The sequence below is a fragment of the Burkholderia sp. Bp8986 genome (assembly GCF_003854225.1).
Taxonomy (GTDB): Bacteria; Pseudomonadota; Gammaproteobacteria; order Burkholderiales; family Burkholderiaceae; genus Burkholderia.
Window position 1 is genome coordinate 1 of the sequence record NZ_QTQM01000032.1, and the last position, 17,034, is coordinate 17,034.

The 17,034-nt window shown below is 67.5% G+C and carries 13 protein-coding genes; 10 read left to right on the top strand and 3 right to left on the bottom strand.

The annotated features are described in order from the left end of the window. Nucleotides 1-342, bottom strand: a 342-nt coding sequence (locus tag DID99_RS24975) for a circularly permuted type 2 ATP-grasp protein (protein WP_311767591.1), incomplete at its 3' end; no start/stop codon positions are given. Between the two features lie 737 nt (nt 343-1,079). On the opposite strand from DID99_RS24975, the gene DID99_RS24980 reads away from it, so the two are divergent. From DID99_RS24980 to DID99_RS25025, 10 genes are all read left to right on the top strand, one after another. Then, a complete protein-coding gene (locus DID99_RS24980; protein ID WP_044843972.1) occupies nt 1,080-2,075 on the top strand; it encodes a LysR substrate-binding domain-containing protein in 996 nt (331 codons plus the stop codon). 689 nt (nt 2,076-2,764) lie between these two features. Continuing rightward, nucleotides 2,765-3,193: a hypothetical protein gene (locus DID99_RS24985; protein WP_044843971.1), complete on the top strand. Its 429-nt coding sequence runs from the start codon at nt 2,765-2,767 to the stop codon at nt 3,191-3,193. A gap of 72 nt (nt 3,194-3,265) precedes the next feature. After that, nucleotides 3,266-4,024, top strand: a complete 759-nt coding sequence (locus DID99_RS24990; RefSeq protein WP_124667683.1) for a hypothetical protein — start codon at nt 3,266-3,268, stop codon at nt 4,022-4,024. Nucleotides 4,025-4,128: 104 nt separating this feature from the next. After that, nucleotides 4,129-6,987: a poly-beta-1,6 N-acetyl-D-glucosamine export porin PgaA gene (gene pgaA, locus DID99_RS24995; protein ID WP_124667684.1), complete on the top strand. Its 2,859-nt coding sequence runs from the start codon at nt 4,129-4,131 to the stop codon at nt 6,985-6,987. 15 nt (nt 6,988-7,002) lie between these two features. Beyond that, a complete protein-coding gene (gene pgaB / locus DID99_RS25000; protein ID WP_124488826.1) occupies nt 7,003-9,096 on the top strand; it encodes a poly-beta-1,6-N-acetyl-D-glucosamine N-deacetylase PgaB in 2,094 nt (697 codons plus the stop codon). Then, the gene (gene pgaC, locus DID99_RS25005) at nt 9,093-10,364 is read left to right on the top strand and encodes a poly-beta-1,6-N-acetyl-D-glucosamine synthase (RefSeq protein ID WP_044843967.1); all 1,272 of its coding nucleotides are present in this window, start codon (nt 9,093-9,095) and stop codon (nt 10,362-10,364) included. The genes pgaB and pgaC overlap by 4 nt, the downstream gene beginning before the upstream one ends. After that, complete coding sequence (locus DID99_RS25010) at nt 10,342-10,830, top strand: Biofilm PGA synthesis auxiliary protein PgaD (protein WP_124667685.1); 489 nt, start codon at nt 10,342-10,344, stop codon at nt 10,828-10,830. Before pgaC ends, DID99_RS25010 begins: the two co-directional genes overlap by 23 nt. Before the next feature lie 131 nt (nt 10,831-10,961). Further along, the gene (gene glmS, locus DID99_RS25015; RefSeq protein WP_124667686.1) at nt 10,962-12,785 is read left to right on the top strand and encodes a glutamine--fructose-6-phosphate transaminase (isomerizing); all 1,824 of its coding nucleotides are present in this window, start codon (nt 10,962-10,964) and stop codon (nt 12,783-12,785) included. Then, a complete protein-coding gene (locus DID99_RS25020) occupies nt 12,785-14,092 on the top strand; it encodes a hypothetical protein (protein ID WP_124667719.1) in 1,308 nt (435 codons plus the stop codon). Before glmS ends, DID99_RS25020 begins: the two co-directional genes overlap by 1 nt. Before the next feature lie 280 nt (nt 14,093-14,372). Beyond that, nucleotides 14,373-15,209, top strand: coding sequence for a cytochrome c (locus tag DID99_RS25025; RefSeq protein ID WP_124667687.1), 837 nt, complete (start codon nt 14,373-14,375; stop codon nt 15,207-15,209). A gap of 21 nt (nt 15,210-15,230) precedes the next feature. Here DID99_RS25025 and DID99_RS25030 read toward each other — a convergent pair whose 3' ends face one another. Both DID99_RS25030 and DID99_RS25035 read right to left on the bottom strand, forming a co-directional pair. Further along, complete coding sequence (locus DID99_RS25030) at nt 15,231-16,487, bottom strand: Zn-dependent hydrolase (protein ID WP_124667688.1); 1,257 nt, start codon at nt 16,485-16,487, stop codon at nt 15,231-15,233. Beyond that, a complete protein-coding gene (locus tag DID99_RS25035) occupies nt 16,480-17,019 on the bottom strand; it encodes an L-2-amino-thiazoline-4-carboxylic acid hydrolase (protein WP_044843961.1) in 540 nt (179 codons plus the stop codon). Before DID99_RS25035 ends, DID99_RS25030 begins: the two co-directional genes overlap by 8 nt. Nucleotides 17,020-17,034: the final 15 nt, after the last annotated feature.

A 17,034-nucleotide genomic window follows, 5' to 3' on the forward strand; every position in this document is an offset into this window, starting at 1 on the left:
ATAGATGTCGTCGAGGAACGCGTTGAGCGCCATCACGCGCTGCTCGATGCCGAGCGACAGCCGGCTCCATTCCGCGCCCGAGATGATCCGCGGCACGATGTCGAACGGAATCAGGCGCTCGGCGGCCTGCGCGTCGCCGTACACGGCGAACGTGATGCCGGTCCTGCGGAACACGCCTTCCGCGTCGTGGGCTTTCTGGGCGAGGCTTGCAGGGTTCTGCGTGTCGAGCCACTGCTTGAGGCGCGCGTAGGGCGCCCTCACCATATCGCCGGATTGCAGCATTTCATCGAATGGCTTCATCGATCTTTTTCTCCATCGATCGTTTTCCCCGGCATTGCGCATGCCGGACCGGCGTACTAACTGCCTTGCAAGGAACGTGCCTTGCGATAACCCCTCAGGTCCCCCTTTTTGTCGCGCGGCCGGCACGCCCCCGCAGCATGCCGCACCATGATGGTGCGACGCACGGCGCGGGACGCGCCAGCTGCGTGCCGTGCCCGTGCACGGCCGCTGCTGTGCCGCGTCTGTGAAACATAGTTCCCCTGCGTGTCACGACTGTGCAAGCTGCACTGCACCAATACTTCCCCTGCCCGCACGCCTGCCCGTTGCCGCGCTGCCCGCCGGCAGCAGCTCCGAGCCCGTACCGGCACGGCTTCCCGCCGCCGTGCACTCGGCCGCGTCCCGCCACCACCTCGGCCGGTCTTGCCGCATCGCAGCGAACCGCGCCGCGGCGGCGGCGGCCCGTCGCGGCGGCCCGTCCTGCACCGCGGACGGGAATGGCGCCGCATCCTTCGGTTACCGGGCGGAATGGCGGAAAGGCGGGCCGGCACGAGGCCGGCCCTGGGGGAAGTACCGTCTGCGGCAGGTCGGGCAGTTCGACGCGGTGAACTAACCGGTTAGCCGGGTCCGGCACCTCGAACTTATGCAGCCGTAATCCCGCCGACAACGCCCATGCATATTTCGACTGACACCGATCGAAAAAAAACATCGGCCCCCATGCGCGAGGCGCGGTACGCTACCAAACCGGTTCAGTGAAATGGTGCCGCTCCTCCCGGCGCCGACTATAAACAGCGAAGATCAACATGGAAGCAAAGTGGCTGGAAGATTTCCTGAGCCTTGCGGATACCAAGAGCTTTTCCCGGGCCGCGCGTCATCGGCACCTCACGCAGTCGGCGTTCAGCCGGCGCATCGCCGCGCTCGAAACGTGGATGGACGCGAAGCTGGTCGACCGCAGCATCAACCCGATCGCGCTGACGCCGGCCGGGCAGATGTTCCGCGGGCTGGCCGCGGACATCCTGCGCAGCATGTATGCGGCACGCAACCTCGTGAACGGCTATGACCAGTTCGCGGCAAGCGACCAGGTGGTGCGCTTCGCGGTCGCGCATACGCTCGTGTTCACGCTGTTCCCCGAATGGCTCAAGCAGCTGAACGGCGAAGTCGGCCACGTGACCGCGCGCGTCAACGCGGTGAACGTGCCCGAAGGCGTGCAGCAGCTCGTCGAAGGTGAATGCGACCTGCTGCTCGGCTATCACCATCCGCAACTGCCGATCGTGCTCGATCCGAACCACTTCCCGTTCGTCACGCTCGGCGTCGAACGGATCCTGCCGGTATCGACGCCCGACGCGCGCGGCAAACCGGTATTCGAACTGCCGGGCACGCCGGACGCGCCGCTGCCGCTGCTCGCGTATTCGTCGGGCGCGTTCCTCGGGAACGTGGTCGAGATGCTGCTGCTGAACGCGGCCGAACCGTACGCGCTGCACCGGTGCTTCGAGACGCACATGTCCGAGGCGCTGAAGGGGATGGTCGTGGCCGGGCACGGGATCGGCTGGCTGCCCGAAAGCTGCGTGGCGAAGGAACTCGCGGAGGGCTCGCTCGTCCGCGCGGGCTCGGCGGACTGGATCACCGAACTCGAGATCCGCCTGTACCGGTCCGCGCGCAAGCGCGGGCTCGCGGCCGAGCAGCTGTGGACCTACATCATGAACCGGCCGCGCACCGCGGCCGACGGCGCGCGCGCGGCCGAGGAGTCGATCGCGCCGGCCATGCGCATCGCGCGCCGCAGCGCCGGCGGCAGCCGGTAGCGCCCTCACCGTCCCTCGTCACCCGACTCGCCAGCGCGCCGCGCGGATGCAATCCGCCCGGCGCGCGGTTATTCGACGTGCGCAATCGCGGAGCATTTTCCGCTCCTGCTCCGTCTTCGATATGCGTTCCGTACCTCGATTAAACCCGTAAAAACAGGCAAACGTTTGCGAGCCGAATCGCATTTAATTTACATCGAAAACATCGACCCCGAATAAATTCCCGATTCATACGACAGAAATAACCTGTTACAGAACAAATTAAAAGTTTCTCTTTTCATGCAATGGCATTTTTCATCGATAAGGCCATATCCCCTCTTTCGATTCCCTGACCTGCACTCCGAAATTCACCGTAATGCTTCGACGAAAGAGGAAAGTCTTCCTTTTATCAGTCGTTATTTTTCGGTACAAACGTCGGTACCACTTACGTCGGAAATTTGCAAAATGGTCATCGCTACCGACGAGCAAATTTCATATTCGGCAATATCGCCTTTGTTCAGAGCTGATCCATTTCGTCGAATTATTGCCAATCCTATTTAAATAAGACATTTAAAGCTTGTCCCATTCGGGCCACACATGATTGTTTGTTCGAAACCCATCGTGTATCAATAGCGTTGTCGCAAAACGAAATAGCGTCGCTAATTTTCAAATCGGAATAAGTGCATTGCCAGCGATTCCGGATGGAGGTTGCAATGTCTTCCTCGTTTGAACAGCATGGTCGCCGGCTCCTCGGCATTGTCGTATCCGCGCTCTGCATTCATGCCGCGGCCCAAACTCCGAACCAGGCCCCGACACCTTCGTCCGATACCGGCTCCGGGCGATACGTGATTTCGTACGTCTGCGGCGACGCGCGAATCGACGGTACGGCGCCGCTTCCCCCCGATGGCCGGCCGTACAACCTCGGTGTGTCGTTCGTATCGGGCGCCACCGGGCAACCGCTGTCGAACGTGCAGGTGCGGCTGCGACGGCATGGACGCGTCCTCGTCGAATTCAACGCGACGGGTTCGCGCTGTCTGTTCAGCGTGCCCGATGCAAGTTACCGGGTCGAAGGGACCTATCAGGGAGCGACCCAGTTCGCGGTGGTCGAAACCGGCGCACTCACCACGCAGTTGCGGTGGTGAACGTCAGTCGAATCCGCGCGCCAAGGGCGCGCACCCGCGTCATGCACTGCAATCCATCGACAGGAGAATCGAATGACTCGTGCAGAGCGACCGGACGGCGCGCCCGTCCGTCAGCCGAAGCCCTCCTGGGGACCGGGAAAGAATGCGGCGCTCAGCATCGTTGCATTTGCCGCGATCTTCGGCGCCTTCGCCTACGTCGAGCGAGACGTGGGGGGCAGCCATGCAACCGTGACGCACGACATCGCCGGCTTGATCGGCACCACCGTCGGGAAGTATCGCCAGGCCATCGTGGCCGCGACGGCCGACGCCTCCCGCGCGGCGTCGACGGCCGCGCAGGCCGAGCCGGTGACGCCTTCCGCACCGGGTACGCCGTTTGCGTCGGCAATGCCTGCCGGATCGGCCGCGACCGCCCCGGCCGTGCCGCCACAACAGACCGCCCGCCCCGCCGCGAAACACCCGCGCCCCGCGCATGTGCCGACCACGACGCTCGCGGCCGGCGCACACGCCGCATCGGCGAGCGCTCGCGCGGCACGCCCCGCTGACACGCACCGGACGTCGCGTTCGCAGGCGCTGGCACGCGCGAGACAACACCCCGAGCCCACGCCGAAACGGCAACCGCAATCGGATATCGCCGACACGACGCACATGCAGACCACCAGCGTCACGCGCGACGAGATGGAAGGCGCACGCGCCCTCGCCAGGGCGCGCTGGTGCGCACGGATCGACGAATGGACCTGCGTCGAGCACAACGCGAGCCGGGCCCTCGCCATCGACCCGAAGAACAGCGAATCGCGCGCGCTGCTTGGACAAGCGATCCGCAACCGCCTGTGAAGCGGCCGGACGCTGCCGGGCCTCACTGCCCGGCAGCACGACGACCGGCGACGCGCGTCGTCGGGCGTGCAACCGATGTGATCGTTTCAGAGTGAGGAGACATCGTGGCTAACAATCGTCAACAACAATGCACCACCGTCGCTCCGCCCAACCGGCGGATCCTCCTGCACGCGCCCTTGCTGTTGCTGCTCATCGCGTCCGGCTCCTGTCTTGCCGCCGAAGGCGACGCGGAACCGGGCAGCGCGAGGGAAGTCGCAGGGACCCACGGCGCGCCGGATGCGCTGCCGCCCGGCATGCAGCCGACGGAGGCGTCGATGCGGCTCGCCCAGGGCCCGGACGCCCTGCCCCCGCATGCGCCGACGCCGATCGCGCAGGCATCGGACGCATCGATGCAGATCGCGCAGGCGTCGAACCCGCAGCCGCAGGCGATGCCGACCACGGTCGTGGTGGAGCCGGACGCGGCGCAGCCGAGTGAACCGGCGCCGGACGCGCGATCATCGGATGCGCAGACGCAGCAGCTTGCCCAGGCGCCCGACATCGCGTCGCCGAATATGTCAGCGCCAGCCGCGCAATCGTCGGACGCTTCAATCCAGCTTGCCCAGGCACCCGACACCGTGCCGCCGAACACATCGGCTCCGGCCGCGCAATCGTCGGATACTTCAATCCAGCTTGCCCAGGCAACCGACACCGTGCCGCCGAACACATCGGCTCCGGCCGCGCAATCGTCGGATGCTTCAATGCCGCTTACCCAGGCGCCCGACACCGCGCCACCGAATACATCGGCTCCGGTCGCGCATGCATCGGACGCGCCGACCCAGCCCGCACCGGCCGCTGCCGCCGCATCGCCGAATGCTGCGACGACAGCGACGACACCGACGCAAACCGCGCAGGCATCCGGCACCCCCATGCCGACCTCGCCTGCGCCGGTGACCCAGACGCCCGGCGCTCAGCCGCCGTCCTCGCAGGCACCGAATTCGCAGACGCCCGGCGCCCAGCTACCCGGCGAGTCGATCCAGCGATCGCAAGGCCCCGACGTCCAGACACCGAATGCCCAGATACCGAATCTCCGTACCGCCGATGTCGCGACCGTGCGCAACGACGTGTTCGGCCTCGCGGCGAGCGGCGGCGCGATCCAGGCGCTCGAGGAAGCGAAGGCACGGCCCGATGCGTTCTCGGCCGTCGACGTCGCGCAGCTGGAAGAGCTGTCGATACGCCAGCAGGTGCGCGGCGGACGCGACAAGTCGCGCTCGATGACGAGTCCGGACCGCTTCGACGGGATCGACAACGCGCTGCGCGCGGCCGACGACCTCGACAAGCGGATGCCGGCCACGCCCGACTATGCGCCGGTCAGGACGGCGCTCGCGGGCGACCGCACGGTCGCCCTCGCGGCACGCGGCGACATGAAGCCGGCCGTCGCGACGTTCGAGACGATCCCGTCCAATGCGGAGATCTCGATCGACGCGCTGGCGGCGGTTGGCGACGCCTACCTGTACCTGAGCGAACCGGCCAAGGCGAACGGCGTGTACCAGCGTGCGCTGAACCAGGCGACCGCGTCGCCTACGGACCGTGCGACCCGCGGCTTCCAGTACGGCGCACGCACGCGTCCGATCGAACTTCGCGAAGGGCTGTTCTGGTCGTATGTCGACCAGGCACGCGCGGCGGACGCGAAGCAGGTGCTCGACGACATGGGCAAGTCCCTGCCGCCGGTCAACGAAGTGCGCAACGTCGGTCCGGAAGAAAGCGACTATCTGCGCTACTACCGGCTGCGCGCGCAATACCTGATCTTCACGGGTCACACCGACGAGGGGATCGCCGCGCTGGAACAGCTCGAGAAGGAGGTGCCGTTCAACGCGGAGGTCCGTGCCGCGCACGCCGACGCGGTATCCGGCCAGTCGCATCCCCGCCAGGCGATAGCGATGTATCGCGCCTCGCTGACCGACCACCCGGACAGCGTCGAGATGCTCGCCGGCCTCGGCCGCGCGGCGCTGACGGCAGACGACTACGCAACCGCGAAGAACGTCGACCAGACCCTCGACAACACGTTCCCGGACAGCGGCGCCGTGCGCAGCTTCAAGCGCGACTACAAGGCATACCGCAGCCCCGTGTTCACGACCGACCTGAGCTTCGAGCACGGCAACAGCGCGCTGGCCGACAACAGCTTCACGTCGGACAGCTATGTGTATTCGCAACCGTTCGGCGACAACTGGCGCGTCTTCTCGCATACGTTCTTCGGCCACGCGCAAACCGATTCCGGCAGCGTCAGCCGCACGCGCACGGGCGTCGGCGGCGACTACCGGCACGGGCCGCTCACCGTGCAGGGCGAAGTCACGCGCTCGTTCGGCTCGGACGGCCGAACCGGCGGCCGCGGATCGATCGCGTACGCGCTGAACGACTACTGGACGGTCAGCGCCGGCCTCGACAGCAACGACAACTCGCTGCCGTGGAAGGCATATGCCGCGCATATCTGGGGCCGCTCCGCGAACGCGTCGGTCGTGTATCGCCAGAACGACCGCCGCGAGGTGAAGCTGAGCTACGGCGTGAGCCGCTACAGCGATTCGAACCTGCACCAGGAAATCACGGCAACCGCCACGCAGCGTGTGTACACGTCCGCCAGGCAGCTCGTCAACGTCTCGCTGGATCTCGGCACCGACAGCAACACGCGCGACGACGCGCCCTACTTCAGTCCGCGCCGCGACTATGCGGCCGCGGCGACCGTCATGCACCAGCTGACGCTGTGGAAGAAGGGCGACATGTCGCTGCAGCAGCGCGTCTCGGCGTCGGGCGGCGTGTACAACGAGCGCGGCTTCGGCAGCAGCCCGCTGTGGAGCGCGCGTCTCGAGCACGCGTGGACGTTCAAGCACGACATCACGCTGAGCTATGGCGTCGAGGTCAGCAGCCACGCGTACGACGGCCAGCGCGAGCGCTCCGAAACCGGCTTCCTGTCGCTCAATCTGCCGTTCTAGCAAGGAGATCGCGCAATGCAAACCAGACGGACCTTCATGTGCGGATGCCTCGGCACGTTCACCGCCTGTTCGCTGTTCCCGGGCGTGACGAACGCCAAGATGATCGACCTGCTGCCGCCATCCGATCCGGCCGACGGCAAGACGTTTCGCGTCATCTGCCTGCATGACGTGCGCGACAACCTGATGGAGTCGTTCAAGCCCCCGTCGGCGCTGGTCGATCCGTTCGCGGTCGATACCGGCACGCTGACCGCGATCTTCTCGTGGCTGCAGACCAACAACTACCACACCATCACGGTCAAGCAGATCGAGGCGTCCCGGCACGGCGGCAAGCCGCTGCCGCCGCGTTCCGTGCTGCTCACGTTCGACGACGGCTTTCGCAGCCACTACACGAAAGTGCTGCCGCTGCTCGAGCGCTTCAAGTATCCGGCCGTGATGGGCATCGTCACCGCGTGGATCGATGCACCGCCGAATGTGCCGATCCGCATCAGCGACAAGGTCCAGGTGCCGCGCGACTACTTCCTGTCGTGGGACGAGGTGAAGAAGCTCGGCCAGTCGGACCTCGTCGAGCTCGGCTGCCATACCCACAACCTCCATCACGGCGCGATCGCGAATCCGCAAGGCAACGAGCTGCCGGCGACCACGTCGCACCTCTACCTGCAAGACCAGAAACGCTATGAAACCGACGCCGAATTCCACGCACGCGTGCACGACGACCTGCAGACGTGCGTGCGCCAGATCCGCGAACACACGGGCATCGTTGCTCGCTCGATGGTGTGGCCATACGGCGCGGAAAACCAGCCCGTGCGCCAGATATCGACGTCGCTCGGCATGGACATCCAGTTCAGCCTCGATGCCGGCCCGAATACGCCGGACGTGCCGCTGGACCGGCTGAGACGGATCCTGATGATGTACGACGTCGACATCGGCGGGTTCGAACGCTCGATGCGCGAGCCGGCCTCCAACCGCGGCGACGTCGACGTGCCCGAGCGCACCGTGCAGGTCGATCTCGACCAGGTCTACGATCCGGATCCCGCGCGGCAGGAAGCGAATCTCGGCAAGCTGATCGAACGCATCTACCGGATGCAGCCGAAATCGGTGTACCTGCAGGCGTATGCCGACCCGAAAGGCACGGGCGTGGCCGAAGCGGTGTATTTCCCGAACCGGCACCTGCCGATGCGCGCCGACCTGTTCTCGCGCGCCGCGTGGCAGCTCAACACGCGCTCCAACGTGCAGGTGTACGCGTGGATGCCGGTGCTCGCGTTCCGGCCGCCGCCGGACAAGCAACGCGGGCTCGAGGCCGTCAGCGCATTCGGCGGCGCACCGGCCCGCGAAAACGGCACGCGCGTGTTCCGGCTGAGCCCGTTCGATCCGGAGGCGCGGCTGATGATCCAGCAGATCTACGAGGATCTCAGCAAGCACGCGTCGTTCAGCGGCATCCTGTTCAGCGACGACGCCGTGCTCGACGACTACGAGGATGCGGGCCGGCATGCGCTGCGCACCTATTCGCAGTGGGGGCTGCCGGCCGACGTCGGCAAGATCCGCGAAAATCCCGACCTGTTGAAACGCTGGACGCGCCAGAAGTCGCGCTACCTGATCGACCTGACCCGCCAGCTCGAACAGATCGTGCTGGCCCATCAGAACGTGGGCGACGTGCTGACCGCGCGCAACATCTACGCGCTGCCGGTGCTCAAGCCCGAATCGGAAGCGTGGTACGCGCAGAACTACGACGATTTCCTCGCCACCTACGACTACGTCGCGCTGATGGCGATGCCGTACATGGAGCAGGCGAAGGATCCCGAGGGCTGGCTGGATCAGCTCGTGCGGGCCGTCCGCGCCAAGCAGCGCGGGCTGCAGCGTACCGTGTTCGAACTGCAGTCGTACGACTGGCGCGCGCAGAAGCAGGTGCCGGCCGGCACGCTGCTTGCGCAGATGCGACGACTGCGCAGCGAGGGCGCCGTGAATTTCGGCTACTACCCGGACAACTTCCTGAACGGCCAGCCGGAACTCGACGCGATGCGCGACGTGATGTCGCTGAAGTCGCGCCTCGATCCGACCTCCATCAACGCGCTGATGCAGATGCAGCATGCACAGGGGACCAAGACGCCATGACCACCCACGGCATCATCCAGCGCCTGCAGGACTTCGTCTTCTACTATCCGTTCTTCATGTCGTATCTGTGGATGATCGGCGGCGTCGTCCATTATTTCCTGCTCGAGGAAGGCCGCGAGCTGTCGACGCGCACGATCGCCGCGAGCGGCATCCCGAAGATCTCGATCGTCGTGCCGTGCTTCAACGAGGCCGCCAACGCACGCAGCGTGATCCGCCACCTCAACGCGATGGACTACCCGAACTACGACATCATCGCGGTCAACGACGGCAGCCGGGACCGCACGGGCGACATCCTCAACGAGCTGGCCGTCGAGATCCCGCGGCTGCTCGTCATCCATCACGCGCGCAACGAAGGCAAGGCGGTCGGGCTCACCACCGCGGCGGCGGTATCGAACGCGGAATACCTGCTCTGCATCGACGGCGATGCGCTGCTCGCGCATGACGCGATCGGCTGGATGCTCGAGCACTTCCTGACCGACCCGGGCGTCGGCGCGGTCACCGGCAACCCGCGCATCCGCACTCGCACGTCGCTGCTGGGACGCATGCAGGTCGGCGAATTCTCGTCGATCGTCGGCCTGATCAAGCGCACGCAGCAAGTGTACGGCCGCATCTTCACGGTGTCGGGCGTGATCACGATGTTCCGCAAGACCGCGCTCGCCGACGTCGGCTACTGGAGCTCGGACATGCTGACCGAGGACATCGACATCAGCTGGAAGCTGCAGTGCCGCGACTGGCGCGTCGTGTACGAGCCGCACGCGCTCAGCTGGATCCTGATGCCCGAGACGCTGAAGGGTCTCTACCGGCAGCGATTGCGCTGGGCGAAAGGCGGCATCCAGGTGCTGATCAAGTACGCGGGCACGCTCGCGCGGCCGACCCAGATGATGATGTGGCCGCTGTTCGTCGAGTACCTGATCGGCATCACGTGGGCCTATTCGATGTCGTTCATCCTGCTGCTCGCGCTCGTCGACGTCGTCTACCCGCTTCCGCCCGACTGGCATGTGTCCGTGGTGCCGCACTGGCACGGGATGCTGCTGGTCGCGACCTGCATCCTGCAGCTGATCATCGGCAGCATGATCGATCGTCGTTACGACGAAAAACTCCTGATGTATTTCCTTGACACCGTCTGGTACCCCGTCGCGTTCTGGCTGATCAGCATGATCACCACCGTCGTCGCCCTGCCCGCCGTCGTACTGCGGGGCCGCGGCAAGCGCGCCGTCTGGGTCAGTCCCGACCGAGGCATTCAACATGAAGAACGCGCCGATTATTGACCTTTCCCTGCGCGCGCCGCGCGAAATGATCGCCGAGCGCGGCGTCGTCGTCGGGCCCGTGCTCGTCGCATGGTTCCGCCTCGTGCGGCCCGCGCTGGTCGGAGGAGTATGGGCATCGATCTGCATCTACACGTACCGCTACCTGCTGCCGTTCAACGAGGCCGAGATGCCGATCGAGCAGATCGTGTTCTACGTGACGAGCATCGCGCTGATCGCCGGCACGATCGTCACGTGGCTGATCGCGGGACGCGTCGTGCATCCGCTCGCGTACCGGTTGCGCGTGTCGAAGATGCTGCGGCGCTCGGCCAGCGTGAAGATGCGCTCGATGCCGCCGACCGCGCTCGCGGGCGCCCGCCGGCGCGGCGCGCGGCGCACGACGCGCATTCTCGTCGCGTCGCACGACGCGAACGGCTCGATCTCGGGCATCGAATGGATCGCGCATGCGGGACCGCAGCCCCGCGAGTAGGTCACCCGCGCCGTGCCGCAACGCACTGCGCACTGCGCACCACGCACGCCGCATGACGCGACGGCGCTCCTGAAATCGTCCTGGCGCGCGTCGCGCGCCGGCCGGAAAACTTCCTGTAGACGAGGTGAATCATGTGCGGAATCGTCGGAGCAAGCGGCCTGAAAAATCAGGTCCCGCAACTGGTCAATGCACTGAGCCGGCTCGAATATCGCGGCTACGATTCGTGCGGCATCGCCGTGCTGCGTGACGGCTGCCTGCGCAGCGAACGCACGTTGCGGCGCGTGGCAGACTTGCAGGACCGCGTGCTGACGCTCGGTCTCGAAGCGCAGACGTGCATCGCGCACACGCGCTGGGCGACGCACGGCGCACCGTCGGAAATGAACGCGCACCCGATCATGTCGGGCGACACGATCGCGGTCGTGCACAACGGCATCATCGAAAACCACGATGCGCTGCGCGCCGAACTGCGGGAGCGCGGCTATACGTTTCGCGGCGAGACCGACACCGAGGTGATCGCGCACCTGATCCACAGCATGTATCGCGACGACCTGTTCGACGCGGTGATTCGCGCGGTCAAGCGGCTGCACGGCGCGTACGCGATCGCCGTGCTGAGCGCGCGCGAGCCGCAGCGGCTCGTCGCCGCGCGCGCGGGCTCGCCGCTCGTGATCGGCATCGGCGCGGACCAGAACTATCTCGCGTCCGATTGCGCGGCACTCGGCGACCTGACCGACCGTTTCGTCTACCTGGAAGACGGTGACGTCGCGCTGATCACGCCGGAGCGGATCGCCGTGGTCGACTCGGTCGGGAGCGAAGCACAGCGTCCGCTGTGCCTCGTCAAGGCGCGCGACGACGACGCCGCCCTCGGCCCGTACCAGCACTTCATGCAGAAGGAGATCTTCGAACAGCCGAAGGCGATCGCCGCCACGATCGACGGCATCGACACGGTCTCGCCCGCGCTGTTCGGCGGCAGCGACAGCACGCGTGTGCTGCTGTCGAAGACCCGAAGCGTGCTGCTGCTCGGCTGCGGCACCAGCTACTACGCGGGCCTGACCGCGAAATACTGGCTCGAGGGCATCGCGGGCATCCCGGCGCAGGTCGAGATCGCGAGCGAATACCGCTATCGCGATACCGTACCCGATCCGCGCACGCTCGTCGTCGGCATTTCGCAGTCCGGCGAGACCGCCGACACGATCGGCGCGATCGAGCGCGCGCGCGCGATGGGCCAGGACATGTCGATGGCGATCTGCAACGTGGCAACGAGTTCGATCGCGCGCAGCGCGCCGCTCAGCTTCCTGACACGCGCCGGCATCGAGCTCGGCGTCGCGTCGACCAAGGCGTTCACGACCCAGCTCGTCGCGCTGTTCCTGCTGACGCTCGCGCTCGCGCAGCAGCGCGGCCGGCTCGACGCCGCACAGGTCGCGATGCACCTGAAGCAGCTCCACGAACTGCCGGAGCGCATCGGTCACGCACTCGCGCTGGAAACGCAGATCATGGGCTGGGCCGCGAAGTTCGCGCGCACCGAGAACGCGCTGTTCCTCGGGCGCGGCATTCACTATCCGATCGCGCTCGAAGGCGCGCTGAAGCTCAAGGAAGTGTCGTACATCCATGCGGAAGGCTATCCGGCCGGCGAACTGAAGCATGGCCCGCTCGCGCTCGTCACGAGCGCGATGCCGGTCGTCACGATCGCGCCGGACGACCGCCTGTTCCAGAAGCTGAAGTCCAACATGGCCGAGGTGCGCGCGCGCGGCGGACGGCTGTACGTGCTCGCCGGCCATCATCTCGAGATCGACGCCGACCGCGACACGCACCTGATCCGCGTGCGCGAATCGGGCGACGCGCTGTCGCCGATCGTCAACGTGATCCCGTTGCAGCTGCTCGCGTATCACGTCGGCTGCGCGCGCGGCGCCGACGTCGACAAGCCGCGCAATCTCGCGAAATCGGTCACCGTCGAATGATGCGGCGGCCGGTCGCGGCCCAAGTCGCCACCGCGCGCCCGCATGCGTTCGGGCGCGCCGCCGCGTGGCGCGTCGCGACCGTGCTCTGCGGCGCGTGCTGCGCGTTCGCCGCGCCGTCGCACGCGTTTGCCGGCGCGCCGGTCGTGCACACCGTCACCGTGGAGGCGCCGGCGTCACCTCAGTCGCCGCAGGAGCGCGGCGACCCGCGGCGCTTCATGCACGGGATCGGCGTGGCCGACGCCGGCGACGGCCGGCGCTGGGTGTTCTTCAGCAGCTCGGGCATCGTGCCGCGCGGCGCGCTGCGCAACGGCGACTGGCCGCATGACGTGTACGTCGGCGAATGGCTGCCGGGCAAGCCGCGCCTGCTGCGCGTCCATACGTTCATCAGCCGCCCGGAAGCGCAGGAGCCCGTGTCGATCGCGCAGAACCCGCGCGGCGACATCTTCGTCACGTTCGAGGACGGCTGGAACACGCCGCAGGTGGTCAGCCAGCGATACGGCGTCTATCGGCGCGACCTGAAGCCGGTCAAGCCCTACCCGAACGACGTCGAAGCAGGCGGCCACTCGGGCCACGTCGCCGCGGTGGGCGAACGCTTCGTCGTGTTCTATTCCGCCGACTGGATCGACGGCGGCGGCGTCGACAACCTCGGCACCGGCAACGGCGTCTACGTGAAAACCTACGATGCCGAAGGACGCGTGGTGAACCATGTGCCGGTCGCGCCGCACCGCCGCGAATGGTGGCCCGTGGTCGCGGGTTCGCCGCGGCGCGCGCTGCTGGTCTGGCAAAAATACATCGAGGGCAGCACGGACGCGACGCTCGAATACGCGATGTTCGATCCGGTCACGGCGAAACTCGACATGCTCGGGCCGCTGAACGGCACGATCCAGTACTACGTCTATTCGTCCGCGTATGTGCCGGCGGTCGACCGCTTCGTCGTCGTCACGACGACGGCGGACAATCGCGGCGTCGCGATGCTGATCGACCCGGACGGCCGTCGTCTGGCCACGCTCGACTGCCTGCCGGCGTCGGTGCGCGAGGCCGGGATCGGTGTCGACGGCACGCATGCCTATGTGCCGACCCGCGACGGGCGGCTGCTGACCCTGGCGCTTTCGCCGACGGGCATGTCGGTGAGCGGCGTGCAGCGTTCGCCGATTCCGTGGGGCTCGACCGGCGTCGCCGGGTTCCCGGCACGCGGCGGGACGATGCATTTCGTGTCGCTGACGCCGTCCGGAACACGCGAGGCGGATTTCGACACGACACGGGAAACGCCGTTGCCGAAGGCCGACGCGCAGTGTTCGACGCATTGACGCCAACCCGGCACGTCGATCCGGCCCGACGCGCTCGATCCGGGCGCTCGCGCCTTTACCCGAATCGCGCAGTTCTATCCCCCCCGCGCGCATCGGCCGCGCCCGGTCGTCGCCCGGTAGTCGGACTTGCAGCGGCAGCCGGGCCCGCTTCCTCGTGCCGCCCCGCTCCCGCGCCGAAGTCGCCAGCGCCGCCCGTACCGGATAGACTGTCGCCCGATTCCATCCCTCGGCCGCAGCGCTCGCCTTTCTGCCGCCGCCGGAACGCCCCCACGGAGAACGAATGCTGAAGCGCCGGTGGTTTTCGCTGTTGCTGGTGACGGTGTGCCTGATCGCGACGCGCGCGTCCGCCCAGGGCTCGCTCGAACTCGAAACCGACGGCACGCCGCGCGTCCTGACGCGCCAGGCGCTGCTCGCGCGCGCCGACGCGACGGACATCCACGTGCCGCGCGACATCGCGTACGGCCGGCCGATGACGTTCCGCGCGGTACCGTTCGCCGCCCTGCTCGGCGACACGCCGCTGCCGGCGGACGGCGTGCTCGAAACGCGCGCGGCCGACGGTTTCGCCGCGCAACTGCCGCTGGATCTCGCGCGCCGCCGTGCGCCGGCCGGCGCCGTCGCGTGGCTCGCGATCGAGGACCCCGCGCACCCGTGGCCGAAGCTGCCGGGCAAACAGGTCAGCGCGGGGCCGTTCTATCTCGTGTGGCTCGGGCCGGACGCGTCGTCGGTGCGCGGCGAGCAGTGGCCATATCAGATCGTGCGCATCACGATCCAATCGTCGCCGCTCGCGCGCTGGCCGTCGCTCGCCGTCGATCCGGCGTTGCCGGCGAACGATGCGGCCCGGGCGGGCCAGCGGCTGTTCGTCACGCAATGCCTCGCGTGCCACCGCCTCGACGGCGCGGGCAGCAGCCAGGCCGGCCCCGACCTGAACGCACCGATGAATCCGGTCGACTACTTCCAGCCCGCCGCGCTGCGCCGCTACATCCGCAACCCGGCGGCGGTGCGCGACTGGCCGGGCCGCGCGATGCCGGCGTTCCCGCCCGATCAGTTGAGCGACCGGGAACTCGACCAGATCGTCGCGTACCTCGCGTACATGGCGCGGCACAAGGCCGGCAAGTAAGCCGCGCCCGTCAGGTGCGCGTCACGCGCCCGGTTCCTGCGCGCTTTGCAGCACCGCACGCAGCAGCACGTCGGCGCCCGCCGCCGACCATTCCGGCGTGATCGCCTCGGCTTCGTTGTGGCTCAGCCCGTCGACGCACGGCACGAAGATCATGCCGGTCGGCGCGACGCGTGCGACGTAGCACGCGTCGTGGCCCGCGCCGGACACGATGTCCATGTGCGACAGCCCGAGCGCCTGCGCCGCATCGCGCACCGCGTCGATGCAGCGCGGCGCGAACGGCACCGGCGGGTACGTGAAGATCTGCTCGATCTGCGCGCCGAGCCCGGAGTCGGCCGCGACGCGCGCCAGTTCCGCACGCAGCGCCGCGTCGAGTTCGTCGAGCACCGCATCGTCCGGATGGCGAAACTCGACCGTGAAGAAACAGCCGCCCGGCACCGTGTTGCGCGAATTCGGCCGCGCCTCGATCATCCCGACCGTCGCGCGCGCGTGCGGCGCATGGCGGCGGCCGAGCGCATCGACGAATTCGATCATTCGCGCGGCACCCACCAGCGTGTCGCGCCGGAATTCCATCGGCGTCGTGCCCGCGTGCGCGTCGACGCCCGTGAGCGTCACCTCGTACCAGCGCTGCCCCTGCCCGGCCGTCACGACGCCGATCGTCCTGCCCGCGCGTTCGAGAATCGCACCCTGCTCGATATGCAGTTCGTACGCGGCATGCACCGGATAGCCGCCGACGGGTTCGGCGCCCGCGTAGCCGATCCGCGCGAGTTCCTCGCCGATCGTCCTGCCCGCGCCGTCGGTGCGCGACAGCCCGTATTCGAGCGAATAGACGCCCGAGAACACGCCGGCCGAGATCATCGCCGGCGCGAAGCGCGAACCTTCCTCGTTGGTCCAGATCACGACGTCGATCGGGCGCTCGGTCTCGATGTCCGCGTCGTTCAGCGCGCGCACGACCTCGAGGCCGCCGAGCACGCCGTAGATGCCGTCGTAACGGCCGCCCGTCGGCTGCGAATCGGCGTGCGAGCCGGTCATCACCGGCGCGGCGTCGGGATTGCGGCCCGCGCGGCGCGCGAACACGTTGCCCATCCGGTCCACCCGCACCGTGCAGCCGGCATCGCGCGCCCACTGCACGAACAGGTCGCGCGACTCGCGGTCGAGGTCGGTCAGCGCGAGACGGCAGACGCCGCCCTTCGGCGTCGCCCCGATCTGCGCCATGCGTTCGAGCGATGCCCACAGGCGCGCGCCGTCGACGCGCGGTGCGGTCGCGAGGTCGTCACGCATTGCCGGCCTCCGGGGTGTCGTCGCGCGGCGCCGCCTGCAGCGCATAGCGGAAATCGCAGCGCTTGCCGCCCTGCATGATCGTGCTCGTGCGCGTCAGCGCGATGCGCGGGTCGTAACCCTCGATGAAGTAGCTGTCGCGCGCGCAGCTCAGCAGGTGGCCGATCTCGCCGAGCCCCATCGCGTGATACATCTCCGCGTAGCTGCAGCGATGCACGTCGTAGTCGTAGTGCGTGTCGTCCGCGCGGCGCACCTCGACGTCGAGCGCATCGTCCTTCTCCCACAGCACCTGCAGCGCGATGAACGACTGCACGCTCGTGCCGTCGGGCTCCTGCGCGGCGAACGTGCGGCCCGCGTCGACGGCCGCGCCGCGCACGGCCTCCGCGATCACGGCCTGCGCGCGCTCGGTGCCGAATTCGCGCTTCATGATCTCGTAGATCGGCTTGATGATTTCCGCTTCGATGCGGCGCCGCGCGAGGATGCCGAGGCGCGTGTCCTCGGGTGCCGCCGCGGATGCGTGGGTGGTGTCGGTCATGGGGTTCGTCTCCGT